This is a genomic window from Enterovibrio norvegicus (genome assembly GCF_002876705.1).
In the GTDB taxonomy this organism is placed as follows: Bacteria; Pseudomonadota; Gammaproteobacteria; order Enterobacterales; family Vibrionaceae; genus Enterovibrio; species Enterovibrio norvegicus_B.
Map to the genome: position 1 here is coordinate 61,383 of NZ_MDAG01000021.1, position 16,333 is coordinate 77,715.

Here is a 16,333-nt window from a genome sequence, read left to right on the forward strand (position 1 = left end):
TTGTTACGCGAAATGTCCCTCAAAACCGTAAACTGATTTGAGAGAACCTATCTAGCTCACTCCTCACCCATTTGTATACTGAGTGAAAAGCACACCAAGAGACCCTTTTCAAATATCATTTATAAATCAGTGTTTAATCATCAATCGAACGTTGCTGCACTTACAGCCTTTTGAAGTATCGGCTTAAACAATCACATGCATACACATTTGTTTCCCCACCTGCGGGAAAGGGTTCAAGGGTTCAATCACCCCCTACTCAAACCAGTAACTCATGATCAACGCATCCTCTCGTCCACCCGCTATAGGGTAGTAATCGAAGCGACGATCGAATTCATTAAAACCTTGAGATTCATAAAGCCTAATAGCGTTTACATTGCTTTCACGCACCTCAAGCCATGCTTCCTGGGCACCAGCAGACTGCATACAATCGATAAACGCTAAGAGAAGTTGCTTCCCATAGCCCTTACCTTGTTGTGTCGGTGCAACAGCGATATTTAATAAAGACGCTTCACCCGCTACACATTGCCCATAGAAATACCCCACCACGTCGCCATCCACGACAAGGACACGGTTACAAGCAAACTTGGTTTCAGCTTGAGCCAACATCGATTCGGCCCACGGATGCGTATGTGCAGCACGCTCTATCTTAATAACAGAGTCAAACCACTGCTCGTCTAGCGTGAGAAATTCAGCGTTCATATTGTCGGATCTGCACCCACAATGCTTTTTTCGCATCAGGGTTATCTTGAAGAAGTGAAAGTGACGGCGACGTAAGTTGCTTTACATCTGCCATCGCGATGGCATCAACACCCGCAAACCAACACCATTCCAAGGCGTGTGATTTGAGATTTGAAAGTGCTTCTCTCGGCAAGCGCAGTGCTTGATCCGGCGTAAGCTTCATACTGGCTAAGATCTTACCAAACAGCCATGCGTCATGTTCATTCGGCGTTGTTTCAGACACAAACAACAGCTTACAGGTATCCGGTAACGTCAATGTGTTTAACGCAGCGTTGGGAAACAATTCAGGGCGTCGCAATCCCCATACGGGAATACCCATTTCTTTGAGACGTTGAACATCGTTCATAAAAAGCGAGAGCCCGTTTCACGAGGTAAGGTTAATGAAGGCATGCTATCAAAAAACAGGTAAAGCAGGAATGTCAGCGCGCGCCATAACGGTGAAGCGCTGACAAGTTGAGTGAGGATTATAGCGCGTCAAATTCTGCGCAATACTCGACTAACCCTGTTACATCGCTGAATGCACCATCGAGTAGCTCGATCGCCATGAAGGCATCAGCCGGCACATCCCACTTGCAGGTCAACGAATATTGAGAAGCTGGAACAAAACCAACACGCGAATAGTAAGCAGGATCGCCCAGAACAACACAGGCGGGATAACCAAACTCACTCAGAATTTCAAAGCCTTCACGGATCATGTCAGACGCCAAGCCTTGTTTTCGGTAATCAGGGTGCACACAAACGGGCGCTAAACCTTGAATGCCCGTGTCTCGCCCGCCAATAATCACAGGGCTAAACATAATGTGTCCAACAACCTTACCGTCGTCATTGCATGCAACGAGGGACAAGGTGTTATGTCCATTCTCACGCAATGTCATGACCAATTTAGCTTCTGCATCAGTATCGAACGCTTTTTTTACCAATCGATCGATAGGCAGGAGGTCAGCTGGAGCTTCAGATCTTAGGAGCATAGTGCGCTTCTTCCAAAGAGGTTGGGGCTTGCAGGCCTTTCTGAACAAAATCAGCTAAGGAAAACAATGCCTGTCGAAGCATGGAGGGTAACGAGTCCAGATCCACGCTGTCCATCAAATTCTTCACTTCTAGACCTAATTCTGTATCGCCTTCAATAATCAAACGACGCTGGAAGAATAAGGTATCAGGATCTTCTTTACGTGCAGCGATTAAAATCAAATCGTTAAGATCGCCACTGAAGCGCACATCGGCGTTTTCAATATCACTGCGAACCACCAGCTTTTCATTTTCAAAGCTGATGTAGCTTTGAAAACCAATATCGCGAACGTGCACTTCTAACCAACGATTTTCGAGGAACTCGAACTCACCATCGTCTAACGCTTCTTGAAAAACACGTTTCAATGTTTCAAGCATCAATGATTGCTGAACTGATGCTGGAACAAGCTTAACAGGTAAGCGAAGAAAAGCAGGAGCTTGCTGTACTAACTTAGTGTGAATCTTGTCGAGCAAAATAGCCATCCAATTTAAGGTCAGTCGAAACGAACATGTATTGTATGCCAGTGGATCACCTAACTTTTATGCCTTGAGTCAAAAAAACAGTGCTCATCGCTATAAAGGTTTATCTCTGCTATCTCAACGTTATATAGTATTGAATTAATTCGGAGTTGTATTTGGAAATACTCCGCCAGTTCGGATGTGTGGTGCCTTAATGCCAATGAAGCAGTTAACATATTGGTTCTCCCGTCTCACTCATAACAGCCCTTTTCTCTTCGCCGTTCTCGACAAAAACCACCAGTACCTATGGGTCAGCCAGCGTTATTGTGAAATCAGTGGATTGAATCAGGATGAGTTAGTAGGAAAACACGATAAGGACATATTGGGTTCGACGTTCTACGAGGCATTAAAACCCCATTATTTACGTGCCGTTAACGGAGAAAACTCCGAAGGTGAAATCGTTCTCAACGATGGTGTACATGACTCCAGCTTTCACTTCAGCGTTTCCACGATCGGTCCTTCTCTGCATGAAGGATTGCCTGAAGGTGCGATCGTTTTTCATGCTGTAGATACCTCTGAGCGTCAGATACTCACCAGTGCGCTTGAATCATCCGAACACAGATTTAAACACCTTAGCCAGCTTGTGAGCGATGGCTGTTGTGTATTGGATGATGGCATTGTTTTAAGCGCTAACGAACGCGCAGTCGCCTTACTGGGCTATGACAACGTCAATGAAATCCTTGGTGAGGATATCGAAAAGCTGCTGATAAGCCCCGTAAAAGGGCGCTCTATTGTGGCAGCGTTAACGTCGTTGAAACCCGGACAGCAACTCGCTTGCCAACCGGTTTGCACCGCTGCAGATAGCAGCCCGATCAATATCGCATTCAGTGCCATCAATGTACTAGGCAGTGAAGGGTCGATCATCACCCTTTCCCGCTCCGTGTCAGAGCCTGAAAACCACAAGCAAACCATTGAAAAATTAGCACAGTTTGATGCACTCACTGGGCTGTATAATCGTCACGGCTTTTCGCGTCGATTAGAGCAGTTAATCGCCAATAAAACGCCGCTGGCCATGTTCTATCTTGATGTCGATAATTTCAAAAACATCAATGACTCTCTTGGTCATCACATTGGTGATCGTGTTCTGCAAGACATCGCTCAACGTCTAAGAAAGCAGTTGCCGCCAGAAACCATCCTCGGCCATCTCGGTGGTGATGAGTTCGCAGTATTGATGCCCGAACAAAGCGATCAAGCCTTGGCCACAGACCTCGCTAACCGCATTGTGGATGTGATCAGCCAACCTTTCGATCTTTACCACTTCAGTAAATTCCTCGCGTGTTCCATTGGATTGGTGAAATACCCGGGCGATGGTAAAGATGCACGCAGTTTGCTGCAAAATGCCGACACCGCGATGTACGAAGCCAAAGAGCAAGGCCGTAATCGGGTGGTGAATTACAGCCAACACATGAACAAAGAAGCGCGCATGCGTTTATGGCTGGAAATAGAGCTCCAGAAAGCCTTGCAAAACAACGGACTGGAAGTGTGGTATCAGCCTAAGGTTAGTGCGAAAGATTACACCATCAATGGTGCAGAGGCGCTAGTTCGCTGGAAGCACCCTGTTGAAGGCTACATAAGCCCTGCACGCTTTATCCCTGTGGCTGAACGTTCTGGCATGATTGAATTACTAGGCCGAAATGTCATGCGCGAGGTGTTCCAAACCGTGAGGCGCTGGCAAAACATGAAGGTATTGCCGGGTCGTGTGGCGATAAATCTCTCGCCACAACAGTTCAAAAACCCGAACCTCACTTCGCACATGAAAAAACTTCAGATCGCGACGCAAACCGATCCATCACTCATTACCTTTGAGCTGACGGAAAGTGCGGTCATGAATGACGGCGAACACGCCATCCAAATGCTCAACGCCATTAAAGATCTCGGCTTTTCCTTGTCGATTGACGATTTTGGTACTGGGTATTCGTCGTTGTCTTATCTGGCTAAATTCCCGCTTGATGAGTTGAAAATCGACCGCGCATTTATTTGCGACATGGAGACGTTTCCTAAACAGGTCACCTTGATTGAAAACATCATCAACCTTGGTCGATCATTGAACATGTCGTTAGTGGCCGAAGGCGTCGAAACTGGCAAGCAAGCAAGCGTATTAGCCAACCTAAAGTGCGACACCATTCAGGGTTTCCACTTCTATAAACCCATGCCTCGTGCAGAATTTGAAGCCATCTTGGTAGGCAACAAAAAAGTCAAAGCAAAAGCGTCATAAGCCCTATTGCGTCGGGTTGCTGAGCGAAAAAGCCATCAACCCGACCGCTTTTTTCATGGCTTTCCGAAATGAAACGCGGCGTATGACGCGTAAACCTGCCTTATATCAATGCCCCGTCAGAAGTGACTCCCTAAAATCCCTTCATTAGGTTCATTAACACAACACGTCATATTCTTTGACGTGGGGAATTATATGGAATTACTTTGCCCGGCAGGGAATCTACCCGCCCTAAAAACCGCCATCGATAATGGTGCGGACGCCGTTTACATCGGTTTTAAAGATGGCACTAACGCCCGTCATTTCGCTGGATTAAACTTCGACGGAAAGAAGCTTCAAAAAGCAGCAAGTTATGTGCACGATCGCAATAAGAAACTGCATGTCGCACTCAACACCTTTGCCCACCCTGATGGCTTCCACCGTTGGACGGATGCCGTTGATGCTGCGGTCGATCTCGGTGTTGATGCCTTGATCGTGGCCGATCTGGCCGTGCTAGATTATGCCGCGACCAAACACCCAGACATGGAAATTCACCTGTCAGTGCAGGCATCAGCCACAAACAGTGCAGCCATCGATTTCTACCGCGATCATTTCAACGTAAAGCGTGTGGTTCTTCCTCGTGTGCTGTCTATGCACCAAGTAAAACAGCTTTCTCGCACCACAGATGTCGATCTAGAAGTCTTTGCCTTCGGCAGCCTTTGCATCATGTCTGAGGGGCGTTGCTATCTGTCGTCATACCTCACAGGAGAATCGCCGAACACGGTCGGTGCATGCTCTCCGGCAAAATATGTGCGCTGGAAAGAAACCAACGAAGGGTTAGAGTCTCGTCTGAATGAGATTTTGATCGACCGTTACAAAACAGGCGAAAACGCCGGTTACCCGACCTTGTGTAAAGGCCGTTTCATCACCGATGGTGAGCCGTACCACGCACTGGAAGAGCCAACGAGTCTGAATACCCTGTCTATCCTGCCTGAGCTGTTTGAAGCAAACATAGCTTCCGTCAAGATTGAAGGCCGCCAACGAAGCCCAGCTTATGTCGAACAAGTAACACGCACATGGCGACAAGCCATTGATAGCTACAAAGCAAACCCTGAGGGCTACCACGTACTGCCTCAATGGAATCAATGCTTAGACAGCGTGTCTGAAGGGGCGCAAACCACCCTTGGCGCATACCACCGCAAATGGCAGTAGGAGCTAACCACTTATGAAATACTCTCTTGGCCCGCTACTGTACTTTTGGCCGAAAAACGACGTTGAAGATTTCTACCATCAAGCTGCTACTGGCCAAGCTGATATTGTTTATCTCGGTGAAACAGTATGTTCCAAGCGCAGAGAGATGCGCACTAACGACTGGCTAGATTTGGCACGAGAACTCGCAAACAGTGGCAAACAAGTGGTGCTTTCCACCATGGCATTGCTCGAAGCACCGTCTGAAGTCAACATCATGAAAACCTTGATCGACAATGGCGAATTCATTGTTGAAGCAAACGATGTGTCAGCCATTCAGCTTGCTCACGCGAAAGGGGTGCCTTTTGTCGCGGGCCCAGCGCTTAACCTATACAACGCACAAGCACTAAACGTGATGCTGAAAAAAGGCATGACTCGCTGGTGCATGCCCGTCGAGTTATCACGTGATTGGCTGCAAAAGGTGCTTGTTGAAGCTGAGGCCTTAGGTATTCGAGACAAATTTGAGGTTGAAGTCTTCAGCTATGGGCATTTGCCATTGGCCTATTCGGCACGCTGTTTCACAGCAAGAGCTGAAGACAAACCCAAAGACAAATGCGAAACCTGCTGTATTCGCTACCCACAAGGCATTGACGTAAAAAGCCAAGAAGGCCAATCGGTCTTTACGTTAAATGGCATTCAGACACAATCTGGCTATTGCTACGATCTGAGTGGCGACCTTGTTTCAATGGATGGCGTGGTCGATGTGGTTCGTATTAGCCCGCAGGGTAAAGATACCTTAGACGTTCTTGCTGGCTTCAAATCAGGTCAATCAGGCTTTACGCCACGTAGTCATCAATGTAACGGCTACTGGCACGGCATCGAAGGCATGGCGACACAAGGCTAAATGTATCAAGCGTTACCGGACAACGCTGTAATAGATAAAAAACAAAAAGCCGCTTATGCGGCTTTTTTTCTGCGTCAAACCCGTGCTAAGTCATGAATAGCACAGTGTGGGATCCATCGTTATGACGATGGAGCTTGCCTCATCTTCTGTGCGATAAGACCGAGTTCTAACATGGAGTAACGATGCTCAACAAAGTCATACACATTACCGGACATCGCCAGCTTATAGAGAGCCACAGCGGAACGGTAATCACCCATGGTCTGGTAGCGTTTCGCTAAATAGAAATACCCTTCACACAGTCTCTCCGCCAGTTGCGTGTTGTCTCGGCTTGTACGCCCGATATTTTCAAAGAATTCGCTTTCACTGACATCACGAATATAGAGACGTGCAATTTGCCATCCCCAATCTTGTTTGTCAGAGGCTTGATAGCGAGACGCTAAACGCTCCCTTGCAAGCACATCGCCGTCTTTTTCAACTTCAACCAAATACAGCCATAGCGCGCGATACGCATCATGAGGGTTGTCTTTGTAATGCTTGAGCAAATCACGCTCAGCAAGTTCGTAACGACCACCGTAATAAAGCGCAATGCCACGGTTACGCTCAGCAAACTGATGCGCTTCATCAAGCTCCAATGTGGAATCAAACGCTTCATAGGCGGCGTCGTAAAGACCGCTTTGCGTGAAATACACACCCAAGATGTTAAACACATCCGGTTGAGCGGGATTAAAAGAAAGAGAACGATTGAAATCGAGACGCGCAAGGTCACGTAAACCTAAACTGTCGTTAATTAAGCCGCGCTCATAATAAATCTGCGCTCGGTCTTTTTCGCTTAAATCAGAACGCGTGAGGATTTGATCAATACGTGCCAATTGCACTTCTTGCTGTGTGGTAGGTTGCAGAGGCACGGCCATTGGCAGTAAATGCCAAGGTTGAGCACTACTGACTGACGACGTCGACGCACACCCTGAAAGCAACAACAACGAGCCCACAAGCGTGAACGTTAGCCATCTATTTTTTCGCATTCGCACCAATCTCCTACCATTAAAAAAGGGGGCATAGCCCCCTTCTTATACCTTGTTTACGCGTGTGGCGTAAACCTCTATGCCTTACCTGAGTGATGTTGTGTGGGCGAAACGCCGTTCAACACGATCAGTGGCAGAGTCAGGCTATCTTATGCGTCAGCTTCTGGCTGTGCATCAGAAGCTTCTGCTTCAGCGGCTGGCGCTTCCAAAGCTTCTTTCATGCTCAGACGGATACGGCCTTGACGGTCGATTTCCAGAACCTTAACTTGCACTTCTTGACCTTGCTCTACGTAGTCAGACACTTTCTCGATGCGCTTATCAGCAACTTGAGAAATGTGTACTAGACCTTCTTTGGTGCCGATAACAGACACAAAGCAACCGAAGTCAACGATGCGTGTTACTTTACCCGTGTAGATACGGCCAACTTCAACTTCTGCAGTCAACGCTTCGATACGTGCAATAGCGGCTTTCGCTTTGTCACCATCAGTTGCAGCAATTTTCACTGTACCGTCATCTTCGATTTCGATGGTGGTTTCAGTTTCTTCAGTCAGTGCACGAATGACCGCACCGCCTTTACCAATCACATCTTTGATCTTCTCAGGGTTGATCTTGATAGTGTGGATACGTGGCGCGAACTGTGAAATATCTTCACGTGCAGAGCCAATTGCTTCGTCCATAACGGTAAGGATGTGCAGACGCGCACCTTTCGCTTGGTTCAGAGCAATTTCCATGATCTCTTTAGTGATACCTTCGATTTTGATGTCCATCTGCAATGCAGTAACACCATCATCAGTACCCGCTACTTTAAAGTCCATGTCACCTAGGTGGTCTTCGTCACCCAAGATGTCAGAAAGAACAACGAAGTCGTTGTCTTCTTTCACAAGACCCATCGCGATACCCGCAACAGATTTCTTGATTGGAACACCTGCGTCCATCAGCGCAAGAGATGTACCACATACAGACGCCATTGAAGACGAACCGTTTGATTCAGTGATTTCTGAAACAACACGGATGGTGTATGGGAATTCATCTTGGCTTGGCATTACTGCAGCAATACCACGCTTAGCCAGTTTACCGTGGCCGATTTCACGACGCTTAGGTGAACCAACAAAACCCGTCTCACCTACACAGTATGGAGGGAAGTTGTAGTGCAGTAGGAAGTGGTCAGTACGCTCACCAGTGATTGAATCAATGATTTGCGCATCACGCTTAGTACCCAATGTTGCAGTAACCAATGCCTGAGTTTCACCACGAGTGAACAAAGATGAACCGTGGGTACGTGGAAGTACACCAGTACGAACGTCTAGCGCACGAACCATGTCTTTTTCACGACCATCGATACGTGGGTTACCCGCAATGATACGGCCACGAACAACGTTCTTCTCAAGGCTGCCTAGCATGCCTTGGATTTCACGAACGTTAAGATCTTCGTTTTCTTCGCTCAGCTGAGCAATAACGCTTTGCTTGATTTCGCCAACTTGAGCGTAACGCGCCATTTTCTCAGTGATTTGGTACGCTTCAACGAAACGAGACTCAGTCAGTTCAGCAACGCGTGCTTTTAGCTCAGCGTTGACTTCTGGAGCAGCCCAATTCCAAGCAGGTGTTGCAACTTCAGCAGCAAACTCATTGATTGCAGTGATCGCAACTTGTTGTTGGTCGTGACCAAACACAACGGCTTGCAGCATTTGCTCTTCGCTTAGGCGGTCAGCTTCTGATTCAACCATCAGAACCGCGCCTTCAGTACCCGCGATAACCAGGTCCAAACGGCTGTTTTCAAGTTCAGTGTTGCTTGGGTTAAGCACCAACTGATCGTTGATGAAACCAACACGTGCAGCACCGATAGGGCCATTGAACGGAAGACCAGAAATCGCCAGAGCAGCAGAGGTTGCAAGCATTGCTACGATGTCAGGGCTAACGTCTGGGTTTACAGAAACCACAGTAGCGATAACTTGAACTTCGTTTTTGAAACCATCTGGGAACAGTGGACGAATTGGACGGTCGATCAGGCGAGACGTCAGCGTTTCACCTTCAGAAGGACGGCCTTCACGCTTGAAGAAACCACCAGGGATTTTACCTGCAGCGTAAGTACGCTCTTGGTAGTTAACAGTCAACGGGAAGAAATCTTGACCTTCAACAGCGTCTTTCTTACCAACAACACTTACGAATACTGAAGTGTCGTCCATGCTAGCCATAACAGCAGCAGTCGCTTGGCGAGCCATAACACCGGTTTCTAGCGTAACGGTGTGGTTGCCATACTGGAATGTTTTTACGATTGGATTCACGAGAAATTCCTTGTTTTATTTGCACTTACTTAGTGCGAGTCACTTTTTGTTCAAAGGCTTCACCAATCGCGACTAATGACAATACTCAGCCTTCTTACTGAATTGAAAAGTAAGAGATTAGCGGAGTACTCTCAATAGTCGCGACCTGATGGTCGACTTCGTAGACTGCGAAGCCAATGAAAGCGCCAATATTATATACCCAAACGGGTGCAAGTTGCATGTTTCGGCACGAATAACTGGGGTTATGCTCAAGGCTTGAGGCTGCAATGCGAAAAGACGGAATCAAAAATGACCTAACGCCGATTCTTGACCAACAATCCCTGACGCTTAAGCCTAGTTAAAACACTAAATTGGGCGGGAACAAAAACGAGAAAAGGAGCCATAAAGGCTCCTTTTCGGTATGCGGTACTTATAAGCCAAAGGCTTATTAGCGACGCAGACCCAGACGCTTGATCAGCTCAAGGTAACGGTCAGCGTTTTTGCCTTTCAAGTAGTCAAGCAGTTTACGACGACGCGAAACCATGCGCAGTAGACCGCGACGGCTGTGGTGATCACCTTTGTGCTCAGCGAAGTGGCCTTGCAGGTGATTGATAGAAGCAGTCAAAAGCGCTACTTGAACTTCTGGAGAACCAGTGTCGTTAGTGCCTTGTGCGTATTCAGCAACGATTGCTGCTTTAGTTTCTGCATTCAGAGACATAGTCTATTCCTAAATGTAAAAGGTTATATTTGCGCCAGCCAATCTCTGATTCAGCCGACACCCGAGCGGCGGATTCTACAGCGCTTGCCCCAATAAGGCAATCGATATAGTCCCCACCAATAACTAATTTCAGCTTGGGAAACTTATTGCTGACGGATCTTAACCAAACGCTTTGGCGCGATCATGCCATCGGCATCAATTTCACCCACACCAATAAAGGTGCGCTCTTCGCCCATCGTCATACGAACTTGGCCTTCAGACGGCGCATTCGCAGCCTGAACAGCTTGGCCCTGCAAGACATAGCTTGCGACATCAGGTTGAAGGTTCACTTCTTCAAGATCTTGTACCGCTGAATCAAGAGAAAGCAGCAATGGATCAAGCAGTTCACGAGGCTGAATGCCTTGCTCACGCGCTTGTTCTAGCAATTCTTCCAGTTGTTCCAACGTGACCATTTTCTCGACCGGGTAGTGAGAAACACCAATACGACGAAGTGCCGTTACGTGTGCGCCACAACCCAGCATCTCGCCGAGATCATCAACGATAGTACGAATGTACGTGCCTTTAGAGCAGTGCACTTCCATCTCAATTTCGTCGCCTTCAAAGCGCAGTAATGAGATTTCGTAAACCGTAATTTTACGCGCTTCGCGCGGCACTTCGATGCCTGCTCGTGCGTATTCGTAAAGTGGTTTACCTTCGAACTTCAATGCAGAAAACATAGAAGGGACTTGCATTGTTTCACCACGGAATCCCGCGATAAAACCTTCAAGCTGTTCTAGGTTGACGTTTACGTCACGTGTTTCAACCACTTCACCATCAGAATCTGATGTATTGGTACGTTCGCCCAATTTCGCCACCACACGGTAACGCTTGTCAGAATCTAACAAAAATTGGGAAAACTTCGTCGCTTCACCAAAGCAAATCGGCAGCATGCCCGTTGCTAAAGGATCCAGTGCGCCAGTGTGACCCGCTTTTTCTGCGAAGAAAATGCGCTTAACTTGCTGCAAAGCACCATTTGACGTGATGCCACTTGGCTTATCTAGCAGAACAATCCCATCAACAGGACGTCCTTGACGACGTGGACGGCGGCCCATTATTCGGCCTCTCCATCTTTATCATCTTCAACATGGCGTTCTTCGTCAGACTTAACCGCTTGACTTACCAAGTTGGAAATACGCATACCTTCAGTCAGTGATTGGTCAAAAATGAAAATCACTTCAGGGGTAATACGAAGACGAATCGCTTTACCAAGCAAAGTACGTACGTACCAAGCTTGTTCATTCAATGCTTCTAGGCCTTCTTCTGCGGTTTGATCACCCGTAGTCAGGAAGGTCACGTGAACTTTTGCGTAAGCAAGGTCACGAGAAACATCAACACCCGATACCGTCACCATGCCGATACGTGAGTCTTTAATTTCGCGTTGCAGGATCAGTGCGATTTCTTTTTGCACTTGCTGCGATACGCGTTGAGTACGGCTAAATTCTTTGGCCATAACGCTCTTCTCTCATAAGAAATGGGGGGAAAGCGCAAAGCGCTTCCCCCCATGGTGTGTATAAACAACCTGTTACAGGCAGCTATTATTCGATGGTGCGTTTCACTTCAACGATTTCGAATACTTCGATTTGGTCGCCTACGCGAACATCGTTGTAGTTCTTAACGCCGATACCACACTCGTAACCTTTCGCAACTTCATTTACGTCGTCTTTAAAGCGACGTAGTGACTCTAGCTCACCTTCATAAATAACAACGTTATCACGCAGAACGCGGATTGGGTTGTTACGTTTGATGGTGCCTTCAGAAACGATACAGCCAGCAATAGCACCAATCTTAGGTGACTTGAAGACTTCACGCACTTCAGCTAGACCCATGATGACTTGTTTGAACTCAGGCGCAAGCATACCGCTCATCGCTTGTTTCACTTCATCAATCAAGGCGTAGATAACTGAGTAGTAACGTAGATCTAGGCTTTCAGCATCAATCGTCTTACGTGCAGATGCATCAGCACGGACGTTAAAGCCAACCAGAATCGCGTTAGAAGCAGCAGCAAGAACAGCGTCAGTTTCGGTGATAGCACCAACACCTGAACCGATGATCTTCACTTTCACTTCGTCAGTGGACAATTTAACCAGTGAGTCAGCAATCGCTTCAACAGAACCTTGTACGTCAGCTTTCAGTACGATGTTCAGTTCAGATACTTCACCTTCGGTCATGTTAGAGAACATGTTTTCCAGTTTCGCTTTCTGCTGGCGAGCCAGTTTAACGTCACGGAATTTACCTTGGCGGTAAAGTGCTACTTCACGTGCTTTACGCTCGTCACGAACAACTGTCGCTTCATCACCTGCTGAAGGAACACCTGAAAGACCCAGGATTTCCACAGGAATTGAAGGACCAGCCACGTCAACGTCATGACCGTTTTCATCGCGCATTGCACGAACACGACCGTACTCAAGACCACAAAGAACGATATCGCCTTTTTTCAGCGTACCTTCTTGTACAAGAACCGTAGCAACTGGGCCACGACCTTTGTCTAGACGTGATTCGATAACAACGCCGTTTGCCATGCCATCGCGGATTGCGTCAAGTTCAAGAACTTCTGATTGCAGAAGAATTGCCTCAAGCAAGCTATCGATGTTGATGCCTTGTTTCGCTGAAACGTGAACGAAGATGTTCTCACCGCCCCACTCTTCAGGAATAACATCATACTGAGCAAGTTCGTTTTTAACTTGGTCTGGGTTTGCTGCTTCTTTATCGATCTTGTTCACAGCAACAATCAGTGGCACTTCTGCCGCTTTTGCGTGCTGGATAGCTTCGATAGTTTGTGGCATTACGCCATCATCAGCTGCAACAACCAGAACAACGATATCTGTCGCTTTCGCACCACGAGCACGCATAGATGTAAACGCTGCGTGTCCTGGAGTATCCAGGAAGGTGATCATACCGTTGTCAGTTTCAACGTGGTAAGCACCAATGTGCTGCGTAATACCGCCAGCTTCGCCCGAAGCAACGTGTGCTTTACGGATGTAGTCAAGTAGCGACGTTTTACCGTGGTCAACGTGACCCATGATGGTAACAACTGGCGCACGTGGTTCACGTGACGCAGTGTCATCACGGTCAGACAGTACCGCTTCTTCCAATTCGTTTTCTTTGCGAAGAACAACCTTGTGGCCCATTTCTTCAGCAACAAGTGCTGCTGTTTCTTGGTCAATCACTTGGTTGATGGTTGCCATAGCACCCATCTTCATCATCGCCTTGATAACTTCAGTGGCTTTAACAGCCATTTTGTTAGCAAGTTCAGCAACAGTAACGGTCTCACCGATTTCTACATCGCGGTTAACTTTCTGAGCTGGTTTCTGGAAACCATGCTGCATAGAAGTTGGCTTAGCCAAACGGCCTTTGCTTTTCCCACGATTGCCACGGTTACGGCTATCATCTTTGTCTTGTGCTGATTTTTTCTTTTTGCGACGACGTGGCGCAGCTTCTTGGCGACGATCCGCCTCATCTTCTGCTTCACGTGCATACGTAGATGTTACTGTGTGATGGTCTGCAGTTTCCATCACGTTTGGCACTGCTTCTTGTTGACTCCAGCGCTCTTCGTTTAATTCTGCCATTTTGCGTGCCTCTTCTAGCTGGCGCTGACTTTCTTCTTCAGCTTTACGCTTGGCTTCCTCTTCCTGGCGGCGCTTGAGTTCATCAGCTTCATTCTTCACTTGCGCTTCTGCAGCTTCACGAGCAGATGTTTCTTCTGCTGTTTCTTGTGATTGCTGCGCTTTCTCAGCGGCAATGCGTGCTTTTTCTTCAGCGTCACGTTGGGCTTTTTCTTCGGCCTCGCGTTTCGCTTTCTCTTGAGCTTCACGCTTCGCTACTTCTTCAGCTTCACGACGGGCTTTTTCCTCAGCCTCGCGTTGTGCTGCGTCTTCAGCATCACGTTGTGCGGCTTCTTGAGCCACACGTTGTTCTTCTAGTTCGCTGCGCTTCACGTAGGTGCGCTTTTTGCGCACTTCTACTTGAACATCCTTACTCTTTCCGCCAGCACCAGAAACACTTAGGGTGCTGCGTTTTTTGCGCTGTAACGTCAGTCGAGTTGGAGCGCTACCATCGTCACCATGCTCACGTTTTAAGTGAGACAGTAAGGTTTGTTTCTCATCCTGGCTTACGCTGTCGTCTGCCGACTTTTGAATGCCTGCATCCTGAAATTGCTTCAGCAAACGTTCTACCGGCGTATCGATCTCGCTCGCCAGTGCTTTAACTGTAACCTCTGACATTCTGCTCCTCCTTTGCTGCGTTTAAGCTTCGTCGCTGAACCAGCAAATATTGCGCGCGGCCATAATCAGCTCACCCGCTTTAACTTCATCCATTCCCTCGATATCCAGAAGATCATCAGTGCCTTGGTCAGCAAGATCTTCCAAAGTGCAGATGCCTTTCGCTGCAAGGCGGAACGCAAGGTCGCGATCCAAACCTTCAAGACCCAACAGATCTTCAGCCGGCTCAGCACCGTCAAGGATTTCTTCTTTCGCAAGCGCGATTGTGGTCAGCGCTTCTTTCGCACGGCTTCGCAGTTCTTCAACGGTATCTTCATCAAGACCATCAACTTCTAGAAGTTCTGCTGCAGGAACGTATGCAACTTCTTCTAGCGTGGTGAAGCCTTCTTGAACCAGCAGTGCTGCGAAATCTTCTTCGATATCCAAGTGCTTACTAAACAGTTCAATTGACTGGCCAGCTTCTTCTTGGTGTTTCTTCTGTAGATCTTCCACTGTCATTACGTTCAGCGTCCAACCAGTAAGTTGAGAGGCTAGACGAACGTTTTGACCGTTACGACCGATAGCTTGAGCCAAGTTATCAGCTTCTACAGCGATATCCATTGTGTGGGTATCTTCGTCAACGATGATAGATGCTACTTCTGCAGGCGCCATCGCGTTGATAACAAGTTGCGCTGGGTTATCGTCCCAAAGAACAATATCAATACGCTCGCCGCCAAGTTCACCCGAAACGGCTTGAACACGCGCACCACGCATACCAACACACGCACCTACAGGGTCGATACGCTTGTCGTTAGTTTTAACAGCAATCTTCGCACGAGAACCCGGATCACGAGCCGCACCCATCACTTCGATCATTTCTTCGCCGATTTCTGGCACCTCAATGCGGAACAATTCGATCAGCATTTCTGGCTTAGAACGGGTCATGAATAACTGGAAGCCACGAGCTTCTGGACGCACAGCATACAGCAAACCGCGCACGCGGTCGCCTGGACGTAGGTTTTCACGTGGTAATTGATCGTCACGTTGGATTGCCGCTTCTGCATTGCTACCCAAATCAACGATAACCACTTCGCGGTTCACTTTCTTAACAATACCAGTGATCAACTCACCTTCATTGTCCATGAACTGCTCAACCACTTGTGCACGCTCAGCTTCACGTACTTTTTGTACGATAACTTGTTTTGCAGTTTGAGTCGTAATACGGTCAAACGTTACTGACTCAATGTCATCTTCAACGTAATCGCCGACAGACATTGTTTCGTCTTCAAACTGTGCCGCTTCTAGCGTAATTTCGCGAGTAGGCTGAGTAACTTCTTCAACCACTTCCCAACGACGAAGTGTTTCGAACTGACCGGTTTTGCGGTCGATTTCTACACGTACTTCGATTTCTGCTTCGTATTTTTTCTTTGTTGCCGTCGCCAGCGCTATTTCTAACGCTTCAAAAATGCGCTCACGTGGAACAGCTTTTTCGTTCGACACCGCCTCTACGACAGCCAAGATTTCTTTGTTCATGAACTAATGCCTCATTTAA

The 16,333-nt window shown here is 47.7% G+C and carries 14 protein-coding genes; 3 read left to right on the plus strand and 11 right to left on the minus strand.

Annotated elements, in window-relative coordinates; translation table 11 throughout:
* Nucleotides 1–252 precede the first annotated feature (252 nt).
* The 4 genes from rimI to ubiT all read right to left on the minus strand — a co-directional run bounded on the left by rimI (nt 253) and on the right by ubiT (nt 2,217).
* Nucleotides 253–699 carry a ribosomal protein S18-alanine N-acetyltransferase gene (gene rimI, locus BCT27_RS12925; protein ID WP_102395983.1) on the minus strand — a complete coding sequence of 149 codons (447 nt, stop codon included), beginning with the start codon at nt 697–699 and terminating at the stop codon, nt 253–255.
* Nucleotides 689–1,084, minus strand: coding sequence for a DNA polymerase III subunit psi (locus tag BCT27_RS12930; RefSeq protein WP_102317472.1), 396 nt, complete (start codon nt 1,082–1,084; stop codon nt 689–691). Before BCT27_RS12930 ends, rimI begins: the two co-directional genes overlap by 11 nt.
* Nucleotides 1,085–1,202: 118 nt before the next feature.
* A complete protein-coding gene (locus BCT27_RS12935; protein ID WP_017008798.1) occupies nt 1,203–1,706 on the minus strand; it encodes a GNAT family N-acetyltransferase in 504 nt (167 codons plus the stop codon).
* Nucleotides 1,690–2,217, minus strand: a complete 528-nt coding sequence (gene ubiT / locus BCT27_RS12940; protein WP_198597562.1) for a ubiquinone anaerobic biosynthesis accessory factor UbiT — start codon at nt 2,215–2,217, stop codon at nt 1,690–1,692. Before ubiT ends, BCT27_RS12935 begins: the two co-directional genes overlap by 17 nt.
* Before the next feature lie 199 nt (nt 2,218–2,416).
* On the opposite strand from ubiT, the gene BCT27_RS12945 reads away from it, so the two are divergent.
* The 3 genes from BCT27_RS12945 to BCT27_RS12955 all read left to right on the plus strand — a co-directional run bounded on the left by BCT27_RS12945 (nt 2,417) and on the right by BCT27_RS12955 (nt 6,545).
* Nucleotides 2,417–4,477, plus strand: coding sequence for a sensor domain-containing protein (locus BCT27_RS12945; protein ID WP_198597559.1), 2,061 nt, complete (start codon nt 2,417–2,419; stop codon nt 4,475–4,477).
* Between the two features lie 192 nt (nt 4,478–4,669).
* On the plus strand, nt 4,670–5,665 hold the full coding sequence (ubiU, locus tag BCT27_RS12950; protein ID WP_102395985.1) for a ubiquinone anaerobic biosynthesis protein UbiU: 996 nt from the start codon (nt 4,670–4,672) through the stop codon (nt 5,663–5,665).
* A 13-nt stretch (nt 5,666–5,678) separates the two neighbouring features.
* Nucleotides 5,679–6,545: a U32 family peptidase gene (locus tag BCT27_RS12955; RefSeq protein ID WP_102395986.1), complete on the plus strand. Its 867-nt coding sequence runs from the start codon at nt 5,679–5,681 to the stop codon at nt 6,543–6,545.
* Nucleotides 6,546–6,664: 119 nt separating this feature from the next.
* Here the strand turns inward: BCT27_RS12955 and nlpI are convergent, their stop codons facing one another.
* The 7 genes from nlpI to nusA form a co-directional block, all read right to left on the minus strand.
* Nucleotides 6,665–7,567 (minus strand): lipoprotein NlpI, encoded by a 903-nt coding sequence (gene nlpI / locus BCT27_RS12960; RefSeq protein WP_102317467.1) that lies wholly within the window; start codon nt 7,565–7,567, stop codon nt 6,665–6,667.
* A 149-nt stretch (nt 7,568–7,716) separates the two neighbouring features.
* The gene (pnp, locus tag BCT27_RS12965) at nt 7,717–9,849 is read right to left on the minus strand and encodes a polyribonucleotide nucleotidyltransferase (RefSeq protein WP_102395987.1); all 2,133 of its coding nucleotides are present in this window, start codon (nt 9,847–9,849) and stop codon (nt 7,717–7,719) included.
* Nucleotides 9,850–10,276: 427 nt separating this feature from the next.
* On the minus strand, nt 10,277–10,546 hold the full coding sequence (gene rpsO, locus BCT27_RS12970) for a 30S ribosomal protein S15 (RefSeq protein ID WP_017008791.1): 270 nt from the start codon (nt 10,544–10,546) through the stop codon (nt 10,277–10,279).
* Between the two features lie 143 nt (nt 10,547–10,689).
* The gene (truB, locus tag BCT27_RS12975) at nt 10,690–11,637 is read right to left on the minus strand and encodes a tRNA pseudouridine(55) synthase TruB (protein WP_017008790.1); all 948 of its coding nucleotides are present in this window, start codon (nt 11,635–11,637) and stop codon (nt 10,690–10,692) included.
* The gene (gene rbfA / locus BCT27_RS12980) at nt 11,637–12,035 is read right to left on the minus strand and encodes a 30S ribosome-binding factor RbfA (protein WP_017008789.1); all 399 of its coding nucleotides are present in this window, start codon (nt 12,033–12,035) and stop codon (nt 11,637–11,639) included. The genes truB and rbfA overlap by 1 nt, the downstream gene beginning before the upstream one ends.
* 85 nt (nt 12,036–12,120) lie before the next feature.
* Entirely contained in the window at nt 12,121–14,805 is a 2,685-nt protein-coding gene (infB, locus tag BCT27_RS12985) for a translation initiation factor IF-2 (protein ID WP_102317464.1), read from the minus strand.
* Nucleotides 14,806–14,826: 21 nt separating this feature from the next.
* Nucleotides 14,827–16,314: a transcription termination factor NusA gene (gene nusA, locus BCT27_RS12990; RefSeq protein ID WP_017008787.1), complete on the minus strand. Its 1,488-nt coding sequence runs from the start codon at nt 16,312–16,314 to the stop codon at nt 14,827–14,829.
* Between the last annotated feature and the right edge of the window lie 19 nt (nt 16,315–16,333).